Genomic DNA, 12742 nt, shown 5'->3' with positions numbered 1-12742 from the left:
GGGAGACATACTCTCCCAGAAAATCAGAACGTAAACCCGAGCGGGAGCACCATGGAATCACCCGACCGCCCAACCGTCCTCGTTGTTGACGACAACCGCTTGAACATCGACCTGCTTGTAGAAATCCTCAGGAATGACTATGAGTTGCAGGTCGCCCTGAACGGCATGACCGCGCTGGAAATCGTCCAGGATTCCCTGCCGGACATCATCCTGCTCGACATCATGATGCCTGAAATGAACGGGTACGACGTATGCCGCCGCCTCAAAAGCGATCCCCGCACGCAAAAGATTCCCGTCATCTTCATCACGGCCAAGACCCAGATCGAGGACGAGGCCCTCGGGCTGGCCATCGGTGCCGTGGACTATCTCACCAAGCCCGTCAACCCGGCCATTGTCCTGGCCCGGATCAAGACCCATCTGGCCCTGTACAACCAGAACCAGGAGCTGGAGGCCAAGGTCAGCCAGCGGACCGAGGAACTGGAGAAAAGCAGGGAAAAGGCGAAAGACGCGAGCCGCGCCAAGTCCGCCTTCCTGGCCAACATCAGCCACGAACTGCGCACCCCGCTCAACCACATCATGGGGCTTTCCAGCCTGTTGCTTGAGATGGACACCGACCCGCAACGCCTCGAGCTCATCCGCCCCATCAACCAGGGGGCCGGCCATCTCGCCAATCTTTTCGACCAGCTGCTCGACCTGACCATGCTCGAATCCGATGCCCTGGTCATCGATTTCAAGGCCTTCGACTTCATGAAGGCCGTTTCCCAGAAGGCGGCCATCTACAAGGCCTACGCAGAGAAAAAGGGCATCGAATTCAGATTCAACGCCAGCGGCGACCTGCCGCAGTCGGTGCACGGAGCCCCCGCCGAGACCATGCAGGCCCTGAACATCCTCCTTCTCAATGCCTTCCGCTACACGGAAAAGGGCTACGTCAGCCTGGACGTCCGCATCGACCCCGACAATTTCGCTGGGACGGACACGGACAAGGTCATGATCCTTTTCACGGTCAAGGACACGGGTGTCGGCATCCCCGAGGACAAGCTGGATACCATCTTCGACAGCTTCGAAATCGGCGAAAAGGTCATGACCAAACGACTCAGCGGATCGGGCGTCGGCCTGACCATCTCCAAATATCTGGTGGAGAAACTGGGCGGGAAGATCTGGTTCGAGACCGAACAGTTCAAAGGCAGCACCTTTTTCATCTCCCTCCCCTTCACCAAGGTCGGGGAGTGATCCCCAAAGACGGCTGCTTTCCCGGCGACACCCCGTTGACCGCCGAAATCAATTGCAGTACCACCATAGCGTCAAGAGGAACCACCATGACGCATGACACCACACCGGAAGGCCAGAAGGTCGGCCACGACATACCGATTCAGGATCTCAGGAGCTTTGTCGACGATTTCCCGGCACTGCTCTGGCGCATCGAGATCGCCCGCTCGCGCATCGAGTTTCTCAACGACTACCCGCTGTATCCGCTGGGCGACTCGGCCCGGCTGTTCCTCAAGAACCGGGCCTTCCGCAAGCAGATGCTCCTGCCCGAAGACGCCCACCTGCTGGACAGATTCCTGGACGCCGTCAGCCAGGGCAAGACCATGGCCACGGTCTTCAGGGTGCACACCCCGGCGGACTCCATCATGTGGCTCAAGCTCACCGGGGCGGTGAATTCATCGGACCCCCGCTACTATTACGGCTATCTCCTCGACGTGGGCGACACCGTGGACGTGATCCGGGACATCCAGCGCAGCGAGGCGGCCTCGCGCATGCGCATCGACAACGTGCCCACCCCGATCCTGCTCATCAACCACCAGTCGCTCAGGCTCCGCCAGGCCAATGCCGCGGCCCGCAACCTGTTCGGCCTGCCCAGCCCGACCACCGGCAGACTGCCCCATTTCACCGAAATCTCGTCCCATTCCCTCGAACACCTCGGGGCCATCCTCAACGACCTGCCCTACCAGCCGTGGAGCGGGAAGCTCGCATTCAACACCTACCAGGGCGAGCCCCTCAAGGCCGAGGCCGAATTGCGCTGGGTGCCGTGGAAGCAGACCGCCCTGGTCCGCATGTCGGTCACGCCCGTGCAGAACGACCGGAAGGACGCGGGCAGGCTCAGACGCAACGTCCAGGCCGCGTTCAGCGACGCGCCCAACCTGGCCGCCATGCTCAGCCAGGCCCTGGAACACCCTGACATCAGCAAGCGGTGCAACGCGGTCATGCTCTCGGACATCCGGGCCAAGAACGACACCGTCCAGGTCTTTGGAGCGGGAACGCCCCTGGCGGACATGGAGCCGGGCGAGAAGTTCTCCTACCGGGGGACCATCGCCGAAGACATCGACCGCTTCGGCCTGGACCACCTGGTGGTGGACGACACCATGGACTCCATCAAGCCCATCGACTGGGCCCTGTTCATCCCGCGCGGCATCCGTTCCTACTATGCCAAGCCCTTCTATCAGAACGACGTGCTGCGCACGGTGCTCATCCTCTGCTCCACGGAGCCGGAACGGTTCGTGGGCATGAAACCCGACGCCTTCGACACGGTCCTGGTCTCCCTCAACGAGGCCGTCAACACCCTCCGCATCCGAAACGGCGGGAGCTGATCCGCCCCCCTTGAATTCCGGCCGGAGACGGTATACGATTCTTCCCGTGCCCGTCCAAGCCCCCGGACGGACGAGGTTTCTCACCTGCCGAGCAGACGGCCGCTCCCCACACCAGCCGACATCGACAGAGCGTTTCGCATTGACGTTCAAACTCGTTGACGGAGTCAAACATGAATATCCTGGAACAGGGCGGCCTCATGATGTGGCCCATTCTCGCCCTCTCGATCCTCTCCCTGGCGGTCATCGCCGAACGGTTTCTCGCCTACACCACCCGACGTTTCCCCTCGCCCGACAAGCTCGACCCGGCCCTGGCCCTGTTCCGGGACAACCAGGCCGAATCGGCCCTGAAACACATGGAGGACGCGGCCCCGTTCTACGCGCCCCTCTTTGCCGCCTTTTTCAGCGCCCAGCCCGTTGAGCGCAAGGAAAAGGACATCCTGCACGCCGGGGAAGGGCTGCTCTTCGCCCTGAACAGGCGGCTGGAATTCCTGGCCACCGTGGCCACCGCCGCCCCGCTCATGGGGCTGCTGGGCACCGTGATCGGCATGATCTCGACCTTCTCCAACCTGTCCGCTTCGGGCAACGTGGACATCACCCTCCTGGCCAACGGCATCTGGCAGGCCCTGCTGACCACCGCCGCCGGGCTGGCCGTGGCCCTCCCGGCCCTGCTGGCCCACCGCTGGTTCTGCAACCAGTACGAAAAGACCGCCTACGCCATGCAGCATGCGGCCAACGTCTTTCTCGACCAGCTGAAAACTCCGGGGGACCGGGCATGATCTCCTGGACACGCGCCAGGCCGCGCCCGGCCGCGCCGGACATCACCCCGCTGTTGGACGTGGTCTTCATCCTGCTGATCTTCTTCGTGGTCTCCACGGTGTTCGCGGCCAGGGGCATGGACATGGACCTGCCCCCGGCGGAGTCCTCCACGCCCGTGTACGGCACCTCCATGGAGATCGAGCTGCGCGCGGACGGCGGGCTTTCCTGGGACGCCATGCCCATCACCCGGGACGCCCTGGACAACCGGCTGCGGGTCATCGCCGGGCTGCCCTTCGGCAAACAGCCGCAGAACATCCTGTTCAAGGCCGACCCCGAGGCCCGGGTGGAGGACTTCGTGCGCATCGTGGACCTCGTCCGGACGCACGGGTTCAGCAACCTGGTCATCGTCACCCGGTCCACCGACGGGCACGCCGGGGCAGGGGGACGGCCATGACGCGGAACCAGATTCTCGGCCTCTGCATCGCGGCCTCGTTTTTCCTGCACATGTGGGGGCTTGACCTGGACTGGCGGATGGACGACCCGGCGGGCGGCGACGAGATGATCATCCCGGCTGACTTCGCCATCGCCGCCGACGTCCCTGCCGGGGACGGCATGGCCCTGGAGCAGGCCGTGGACACGGGCAGCGAACACTCGGCGGATAGCGCGGCCAGGCGGCTGCTCAGGCAGGCCCGCCGCCGCTACTTCCAGCAGGTCAGGGAGGCCGTCGAGCGGCGCAAGTTCCAGGCGGGCGGAGACCTGTCCGGCCTCATCGGCAACGTCCTGTACTCCTTCAGCATCCGGGACGACGACACCTTTGCGGACGTCCGCATCCGGAGGTCCTCGGGCGATCCGGCCCTGGACCGTGCGGCCGGAAACGCCATCCTCGCCGCCAGCGGCCGGGTCAAGCGCCCGGACATCCTCAAGGGGCAACGTTTCAACCTGTCCGTGGCCGTCAAGTACCAGTACAACCTGTAGCCGGTCGCCCGGCTCCTCGCCCCGTCATTCCGCCGCGTCCGCATCGCCGGGCGCGGCTCCTTTTTTCAGGACCGATTCCCAACTGGTTCAACCACACTTTTGTAGTCGGAAATACAGTTGGTTCTACCAATTGTCTTATTGGGTCAAAAAATGCTAATTTCTGGTCCAATATAACACCATCGGCAAAATATATTTGTCTGTCGATGTTGCGGACCGGTAATTGGTAACTCCAATGGCACAACAACAGTGCAAGGACGGCGTGTCTCCCATGGGAAAGAAAGACAAGGCGCTTGAAAAACTCGGGCAGGTCATCCAGGACCTGGAACTCAAGGCCGGCGACAGGCTGCCGCCGGAACGCAGGCTCGTGGAGCTGCTCGACGTCAGCCGCAACACCCTGCGATCCATCCTCCATTCCCTGGAGGCGCGGGGGCTGGTCTCCATCAGGCGGGGCAGCGGCTGCTACCTCCGGGTGGGCATCTCCAGCGCCCACGACAACCCCCTGGACCTGAACCTGAGCCCTGAAAAGGCCATCGCCGACCAGCTGGAAGCGGCCTACATGATCATGCCCATGGTGGCCGAGCACGCGGCAGAGCGCATCGGCGAACGCCACCTGGACGAGTTGAAGCGGTGCAGCGTGAACATCTCGCGCTCCATTTTCCAGGAGTCCACCGAGCGGGTCTGGTCCGAGAGCCTGACCTTTTTCCGGCTCATCGCCGTGGGCACGGGCAACGACTTCCTGGTGCGGACCGTGGAGCAGATATGTTCGGCGGACATGCCCGCCTACGACTTCTTCTTCTCCATGCGCCGCGACGAGCGCGAGGCGATCTTCGCGGACCATATCAAGCTCCTGCACGCATTCCGCGCCCGGGACGCGGAGTGGGCCCGGTCCATAACGGCCAACTACTTCTTGCGCATGTGCCGAGTTCTGGAAGAACGCGAGCAGGTGCCCATGAACGATCTGATCTTCCGCTCCCTGAGGGAGAAAGCGGAACAGGACGAGGGAATTCAGACATGGCAAGCATGACGCGCAGACAACTTTTCAGGGGAGGTCTCAAGGCCGGGCGGCACGGTGCCGCCGAGGCCGTCGGCGATGATCAACCCGTGCCGCGGAGCGCATCGCGCATGGCGGACGGGTTGGGGGCCATCGCCGGGGACTTCCCCCCGGAAATGCTTTCTATGGAAGCACAACGACTGGGGCTGGACCCGGACTCCACGGACCGCGAAACCCTGCTCAAGGCCGTATACGAAGCCATGGCAGGGAGCGGCCCGCGAAGCGCCGGGCAATGACAACCGAACACGACCGGGAGACGGGGTGGGGCCCGCAACCCGGCAACCCCTGCAACGAGGAGGTTACTTATGGAACGGTTTGGCGAAGGCTACTTGGAGGAGCGCAAACTCGTCAAGCGCTGGTCGGGACCCATTCCCGCACTGGTCAGCTTGGTGTTGACGCTCGCCGTATTCTACGCGACCTGGTGGATCTTCCAGGACCCGCGCGGCATCATGCGCATGTACACGCCGTACGTGGGCTACATGTACTGCCGCTGGTGGCTGATCATGATGATCTGGATGGTCTACATCTTCAACTTCTGGCCGTTCAAGCGCAAATGGCTTGAGACAACGCATCCGGTGATCAAGGGAGCGATCCTGACGATCATTTCCGCAGTCATCCTGGTGGCCCTGATCAAGGGCTTCTTCGAAGGCCTGCTCGGCAACTACGGCCTGGCCTACTTCAACCCGGAACAGCTTGAGAAGCTGCCCGGCGTGACCAGCTTCTTCGCCATCGAGTACTCGGCCCTCGCCATTCTCATGTTCGCGGCCATCGCCAGTTGGCTCTCGCCGGCATGGGTGGTCGCCATGGAAGAAGCGCCGTGGCAGAAGCTCACCCAGCCCGCCAAGGGCTTCTCCATCCTGGTGATGACCTTCTTCCTGTCCACGGTGGTCTACTTCGTGACCATGCACCCGCATATGGGCATCCTGTATCACCCGTGGCAGTACTTCACCTCCATCGCGCCGCCGTACTGGGAACAGTTCGCGGACACCGTGTCCGGCAACTTCCACGTGTCGTGGATCATGTGCTGCACCGTGGTGGTCTGGCTGGTGGAAACCATCTGGGAACGCTATCCCTTCAACCTGATCAAGAACGACTGGGCACGGCGGTTCGCATGCTTCTTCGGCATCATCGCCATCGCCCTGGCCATGCACTTCTTCCTCTACTTCGCGCAGGAACTGACCTGGGGCGAAGCCATCAGGGGAACCCGCCGCGCATTCGCGCCCGACTGGCGCTGGCTGCACGTGGGTGAAATGGCCATCTTCTTCCTGGTCCCGGCCCTGTTCATCACCTTCTACTGCGACAACTGGCCCAAGAAGTACTCCATGCCCGTCAACGTGCTGATCCGCACCGTCGCGACCACGGTCGGCGCAATCGCCCTGTACATCGTGTACTACAAGACCTCGCACCTGTTCCTGGGCACCCAGAAGGGCTTCTCCCATCCGCAACAGTTCCCCATGATCCCCATGATCTGGCTGGTCAACATCTGGCTGGTCCACCACTGGTTCATGGACAACTGGCCCGCATGGAAGATGGTCCCGAAGACCGCGGAAGAGATCGAATCCGATCACGAAGCGCGCGCGGAAGCCGTCAGGGACGTCCGCTGGACCCCCCGGTTCGGCGTGGGCCTGACCGCAGGCATCGTCATGGGCGTGGTCTTCTACTTCGTCACCGTCTGGGCCCTGCCCGCAGTGTACGCGGCCGTCAACATCATCCCCGGCAAATAGCCCGGAACAGGAGAATCGCATGTCAGACAACATGAATCGACGCGACTTCCTGAAGGGAGCCGCAACCGGCGTGGGCGTCGGCCTGCTGGGCGCCATGGGGCTGTATTCATACTCGCCCGCACGCAAACAGCACTTTACACAGGCCGAGCGCAAGATGACCGATATCGGCATGTGCCGGTCCGTCAAGGTCACCAACATCTCGGAGACCAGCTGGTTCGACAACGGCACGCTCATGGGCGACATCAAGGGCGCCGGCGGGCTGCTCGTCAACCAGTACGACTACAACTGGCCGCCCTTCGGCAACGGCAAGGGCCTCGGCAAGGGCTCCTACGACGAGGGCATCGCCCAGATCAAGCACCTGCTGCCCAACAAGCTCGACGAAGCGTGGGAGATCATCCACGCCAACTCGGTCAACCCCGACAACGCGGGCGGCTACGCGGCCCTGGTCGAGGTGGAGGAAATGAGCGGCAACAAGCGCAAGTTCCTCCTGGACGTGGGCTGGTCCTACAAGTGGTGCGACGAGTGCTTCAAGCGGGAAGGCATCGACAAGATGCTCGAGAACAAGGAGATCGAAGCCCTGTTCTTCTCCCACGAGCACTTCGACCACTTCTGGGGCCTCCCGGTGGCGCTGAAGTACGACCCCGAGATCACCATCTACATCCCGGAAGGCTTCTACCCCGAGGGGCTGCAGTACATCAAGGACTGCGGCCACAAGGGCAAGCTGATCACGGTCAAGACCGGCCTCAACCCGGTCATCCCGGGCATGGCGAGCTACGTGTTCGCCATCCCCATCATCTGCCGCGTGTACGGGGAGCAGTCGCTCTACTTCAACGTGGCCGAAAAGGGACTGGTCTCCGTCACCGGCTGCTGCCACCAGGGCATCATCCGCTTCGCCGAGACCGCCTACACCGAGATCAAGTACGAGAACGACAAATGCTACGGCATCTACGGCGGGCTGCACATCTCGCCGTTCGATGACTGGGACCCCAAGTACGACGACCTGGTCATCTCCCTGGGCGACTACGGCTTCGAGCGCATCGGCTGCAACCACTGCACCGGCGTGCTCTGCGCCAAGAAGTTCATCACCGCCGGGTATCCGGTGGTCGAGGGAACCGCCCGGTTCCGCTCCAAGGACAAGGCCTACCTCGGAAACGGAGACACCATAACCTTCGGCTAACCAGCCCCCATCAACCAGGCCGTCCCCCTTCGGGGGGCGGCCGCCCCTATTTCGGAGCCGACATGCACGGACGACTGAACACCCTGCTCCCCCCCGCCCTGCTGGACAACCCGGTGCAGGCCGCCGTGGAACTGCCCCGCGCCCTGATCACCAGGGCCAACTTCATCCCCGGCGTGCGCCACCGGTTGGGATGGCGCGGAGTGCGCGACTGCGCCAAGGGCAAGGGCGGGCTGACCGCCAAGGTCACGGGCATGACCGGCGTGTTCGGGCTCTATCTTTTGAACGCCATGGACCAGGGGGGCGCGGGCCTGGCCACCATGGGCATCGTCTATTTCCCGGACCCTGAAGAAGAATTGGTGGAATCCTTTTCCATCGAGGCGGGCATCGCCGCCCAGGCCCCGGACTACCTCGACCGGGTGCGCGAATTCACCCTGTACGACGACCTGCGCTCCCTGTTCACCGTGGCCGTGGTGGAGATCCACTTCAGCCCGGAAGGCCCGGGCGTGTCGCTGGCCCTGACCGCGCCGGAAAGGGACACGGTCACCGCCCTGGACGGCGTCACCGTGACCACGCAGAACGGCCCGGTGCAGGCCGTCGCTCCCGGCGGCACGGACCAGGACCTGCCCGCCCTGGACACGGCCCTGCCCTTTTTCGAATCCCTGGCCGCCTCGGCCTCATACTGCATGGGCCATGGGCCGCAATCCCTCAGCCGCTCCTCCCGGCCCGGCATGCGCAGGGTCTACGGCGGCGACGCCGGGATGAAGTCCGAACCCGCGCCCGACGGCAGGGACGTCCGCTTCGGCCTCGGCTGGAACATGGCCGTGCCGGACAACCCGGACATGTCCGTCCCCGACCTCGCCTGGAACGCGCCCGACCCGCTGCCCGCCGAATTCGACGGCGCACCCTGGCTGACCGGCGACATCCCCGGCGCGGCCAACTCCCTGGACAAGCGGACCATGGGCATCACGGAAAAGCCGAGGCTCATCCTGCTGACCGGGTTCCTCGGGTCGGGCAAGACCACGTTCCTGGCCCGGTTCATCGAGGAACAGGCCGGACGCAACGGGTTCGTGGCCGTGGTCCAGAACGAGATCGGCCAGAAGGGGCTGGACGGCAAGCTGCTCGGCCAGCACTACGCCGTGACCGAGGTGGACGAGGGGTGCGTCTGCTGCACGCTGGCAGGCAGCCTGCGCGCGGCCCTGACGGGCATCCTGTCTGAATTTCAACCGGATTTCGTGGTCTTGGAGACCACGGGGCTGGCCAACCCGGCCAACCTGCTGTCGGAGATCGCCGACCTGGACGACATGCTCGAATTCGCTTCCGTGACCACGGTGCTCGACGCGGCCTGCGGCCTGCGCGCCCTCACGGACCATGAGGTGGCCCGCAGCCAGGTCAGGCTGGCCGACATCCTGCTCCTGAACAAGACCGACCTGGCGGACGGCGACGCCCTGGGCGAGCTGGAGACGCGAATCCGCGACCTCAACCCCACGGCGGACATCCACCGCACCACCCACGGCAACGTCCCGTCCACGGCGCTCTACGGCGTCAACTTCCGCAAACGGCTCAACCGGCCCGCCCCGTTCCTGCCGCCCATGGGCGGCCATCATGCCACCCACGAGGACGACTCCATCCAGAGCGCGCTCATCGATTTCGAATCGCCCCTGGACCGGCAATCCTTCCGGGACGGCGTGGCCGGGCTTCCGGACGACGTGCTCCGGGCCAAGGGCGTGGTCCGGTTCACGGACGCCGCCGCGCCCGAGGTGTTCCAGTACGTGCCGGGACACCACGACCTGACGCCCGCCGAGGACGCCGGGGACTGCTTCGTGGTCATCATCGGCCGGAACGCAGAACGCATCGCCGGGGCGTTCCGCTCGGCCGTCGGCGCTTGATGCAGGCCCGGATCAGCCGACCACCTCGTAGGTGGTGGACGGTCCCCGGCCCCGCTTGATCAGCAGCCCGCGTTTGACGAAGTCCTGCAAATCATAGATGGCGGTCCGGGAAGACAAGTCCCCCCCGACCATATCCTGGTACTCCTTGCGCGTGACCCGTTCCCGCTTGCGGATCTGCGGCCACGCCTCCTTCTGGCGCGGGTTCAGCTCCGGCTCGGCGGGCGACGGCTTCACGATCGCCGGGCGGTCCGGAACGCTTCGGGGCGCGTCCTCCGGTTCCGGCGAATCCTTCTCCTGCGCATCGGGCACCGGATACAGCGCATACGCCTCGTTCTCCAGACGAATCTCCTCGACCTGGATGATGTCCGTCTCGGCCATCACCGCAGCCCTGGTGATGCAGTTCACCAGCTCGCGGACGTTGCCGGGCCAGTCGTAAGCCACCAGCTTGGCCAGCGCCCCCTTGCTCAGGTCCAGGGTCTCCCGACCGGCCAGTTGCTCCGCCTGCCTGAGGTAGTAGACGCTGAGCAGCGGGATGTTCTCCCGGTGCTCGCGCAGGGCCGGTGTGGTGATGGAGACCACCTTCAGCCGATAGTACAGGTCCTCGCGGAAGGTCCTGTTCTCGATCAGCGAGGGGATGTCCACGTTGGTGGCGGCCACGATGCGCACGTCCACGACCAGTTCCCGGTCGCTGCCCAGGGGCTTGATCCGCCGGGAGGCCAGGGCCCGGAGCAGGGACTGCTGGACCTTGGGCGACGCGGACTGGATCTCGTCCAGGAACAGGGTGCCGCCGTCCGCCTCCACGAAGGCGCCGTTGCGGTCGTCCTTGGCCTCGGAAAAGGCCCCCTTGACGTGGCCGAACAGGGCGTCCAGGAGCAGGTTCTCGTCCAGCGCCCCGCAGTTGATGGAAACGAACGGTTTCTCGCTGCGGCTGCCGTGGTTGTGCACGGCCTCGGCCACCAGCTGCTTTCCGGTTCCGGTCTCGCCGGTGATGAGCACGTCCACGTCCACCTGGGCGGCCTTGAGAATGTTGACCTTGAGGTTGGCGATGGCCGGCCCGGTGCCCACGATCTCCGGGATGCGGCTCAGTTCCGCCTCGGCCAGGACTCCCTTCTCCCGGTCAAGGGAGGCACGCTCGCGCTTGTTGACGTTGAGGATGACCTCATCCCTGGCCTGAATCTCCTCCACCTGGTGGCGGACCCGCCGGATGATGTTGTTGATGGACTCCTGCAGGGTGGTGATGTCGAACCCTGAATACGGCAGACGGATTTCCTCCATGTCCTCCAGGGAACTGATGGAGTTGACCTCGGCGGCCAGCTCACGGATGGGCTTGGTCAGAATCCGACCGAACCAGAAGATGAAAAACGAAATCAGTATGATGGCGCCAATGGTCACGAACAGCATCACGTCGAGGTTCTTGTAGCCGGCCACCACGGGAAGCTGGCTCCGGTCCACGAAGACAACCCCGCCCAGCACCTCGGGCTCCCGGCCCGGCACGGACAGGAATACCACGGGAGCGTAGCCGAAGTAATAGGAGTCCACTGCGGACCTGCCCCCCCGCTCCTGGGCAACCTTCCTCAGACCGCTCTCGCCCTTGCGGATGTCCTCCACCACCGTCCAGTAGCGGAGGTACTTCTCGTTCGGCCGGAAGGCCGCTTCCTGCCCGGCCTTGCCCAGGGTGCCGGAGAAGTTCTCGCGGGCCAGATAGGTGGTCAGGGGCTTGTCCCCCTGCGCGTAGTCCTCGGACTGAAAAAGCATCCACCCGTCCCGGTTGAGGAAATAGCTGAAGCGCAACTCGTCGCTGCGCGGAAAGGCCCACAACGGCGATTTGTCCGAGTTGTACCAGGAAAGGATGTTGCGCAGCTTGGCGGCTTCAAGGGAGATGAAGAGCAGCCCCGGCGGGGTGGTGTCGCTGCCCGGCACCCTGGTGACCAGCCGGATGACCTGTCGCGTCTCGTACCGGTTGGCTGCGGCGGCGGTGGGCATGGGATAGGTCACCTCCACGACGTCCGAGACCTCCACCTGCCCGTCGGCCAGGGAGGCCAGCATGTCCAGCTGGGCAAAGGGGTTGGGCCGCACCTTGGCCAGGCCGTCCGCGCCCATGCGGCGGACGATGTCCCCCTGCCGGACCATGGCCACCGGATCGCCGCCCGTGGCCGGGACAAAGCACAACTCGAAGTATGCCTTGCCGCCCACGCCCATGCGCCGCTCGAACACGGTCTGCAGCCCGTCAGCCGACAGGTCGCCGCGGGCAAGGAAGAGCAGGTCCCTGCGGCATTCGTCCAGGTACTGCTCCACCTCGTGGGCCACTGCCAGGGTGTGCAGCTTCACCGTCCGCTCCAGGGCGATGTCGATGAACTCCTCGGTCACCGTGTACGAGGCATACCCCGTGGCCAGCAGGACCGCCACGATGGGCGGCAGCAGGGCCAGGAGCAGCTTTCCACGCAGGCCGAACCGGCGGACGACCCGGCCGAAAACCGGAAACCGCCCGACAAAAAACCGTTTGTCCGGCTTGGGCCTATCAGATGTGGCGGGCGCGGTGGGCATGAACACCTCCTGTTGCAAGTCGCGGCAGCGCAATGCGCGCA

At 64.3% G+C, this 12742-nt stretch carries 11 protein-coding genes; 10 read left to right on the top strand and 1 reads right to left on the bottom strand.

Features of this window, described 5'->3' with window-relative positions:
• Nucleotides 1-51 precede the first annotated feature (51 nt).
• From OO730_RS12225 to OO730_RS12180, 10 genes are all read left to right on the top strand, one after another.
• Nucleotides 52-1230 (top strand): hybrid sensor histidine kinase/response regulator, encoded by a 1179-nt coding sequence (locus OO730_RS12225; protein WP_264981744.1) that lies wholly within the window; start codon nucleotides 52-54, stop codon nucleotides 1228-1230.
• An 86-nt stretch (nucleotides 1231-1316) separates the two neighbouring features.
• Nucleotides 1317-2588 carry a PAS domain-containing protein gene (locus OO730_RS12220; protein WP_264981743.1) on the top strand — a complete coding sequence of 424 codons (1272 nt, stop codon included), beginning with the start codon at nucleotides 1317-1319 and terminating at the stop codon, nucleotides 2586-2588.
• A 170-nt stretch (nucleotides 2589-2758) separates the two neighbouring features.
• Nucleotides 2759-3364 (top strand): MotA/TolQ/ExbB proton channel family protein, encoded by a 606-nt coding sequence (locus OO730_RS12215; RefSeq protein WP_264981742.1) that lies wholly within the window; start codon nucleotides 2759-2761, stop codon nucleotides 3362-3364.
• Nucleotides 3361-3798: an ExbD/TolR family protein gene (locus OO730_RS12210; RefSeq protein ID WP_264981741.1), complete on the top strand. Its 438-nt coding sequence runs from the start codon at nucleotides 3361-3363 to the stop codon at nucleotides 3796-3798. Before OO730_RS12215 ends, OO730_RS12210 begins: the two co-directional genes overlap by 4 nt.
• The gene (locus OO730_RS12205) at nucleotides 3795-4319 is read left to right on the top strand and encodes a TonB family protein (protein WP_264981740.1); all 525 of its coding nucleotides are present in this window, start codon (nucleotides 3795-3797) and stop codon (nucleotides 4317-4319) included. Before OO730_RS12210 ends, OO730_RS12205 begins: the two co-directional genes overlap by 4 nt.
• A gap of 232 nt (nucleotides 4320-4551) precedes the next feature.
• On the top strand, nucleotides 4552-5343 hold the full coding sequence (locus OO730_RS12200) for a FadR/GntR family transcriptional regulator (protein WP_264981739.1): 792 nt from the start codon (nucleotides 4552-4554) through the stop codon (nucleotides 5341-5343).
• Nucleotides 5331-5606, top strand: a complete 276-nt coding sequence (locus OO730_RS12195; RefSeq protein ID WP_264981738.1) for a hypothetical protein — start codon at nucleotides 5331-5333, stop codon at nucleotides 5604-5606. Before OO730_RS12200 ends, OO730_RS12195 begins: the two co-directional genes overlap by 13 nt.
• 69 nt (nucleotides 5607-5675) lie before the next feature.
• Nucleotides 5676-7094 carry a hypothetical protein gene (locus OO730_RS12190; RefSeq protein ID WP_264981737.1) on the top strand — a complete coding sequence of 473 codons (1419 nt, stop codon included), beginning with the start codon at nucleotides 5676-5678 and terminating at the stop codon, nucleotides 7092-7094.
• Between the two features lie 19 nt (nucleotides 7095-7113).
• Nucleotides 7114-8271: a twin-arginine translocation signal domain-containing protein gene (locus OO730_RS12185; protein ID WP_264981736.1), complete on the top strand. Its 1158-nt coding sequence runs from the start codon at nucleotides 7114-7116 to the stop codon at nucleotides 8269-8271.
• 62 nt (nucleotides 8272-8333) lie between these two features.
• Entirely contained in the window at nucleotides 8334-10157 is a 1824-nt protein-coding gene (locus tag OO730_RS12180) for a CobW family GTP-binding protein (protein ID WP_264981735.1), read from the top strand.
• Nucleotides 10158-10169: 12 nt separating this feature from the next.
• On the opposite strand, the gene OO730_RS12175 is transcribed toward OO730_RS12180, so the two are convergent.
• A complete protein-coding gene (locus OO730_RS12175) occupies nucleotides 10170-12701 on the bottom strand; it encodes a sigma 54-interacting transcriptional regulator (protein WP_264981734.1) in 2532 nt (843 codons plus the stop codon).
• Nucleotides 12702-12742 lie beyond the last annotated feature (41 nt).

Source organism: Pseudodesulfovibrio portus (genome assembly GCF_026000375.1).
In the GTDB taxonomy this organism is placed as follows: Bacteria; Desulfobacterota; Desulfovibrionia; order Desulfovibrionales; family Desulfovibrionaceae; genus Pseudodesulfovibrio; species Pseudodesulfovibrio portus.
Note: the sequence above shows the minus strand (reverse complement) of the source record. Positions and strands in the feature narration are given on the sequence as shown.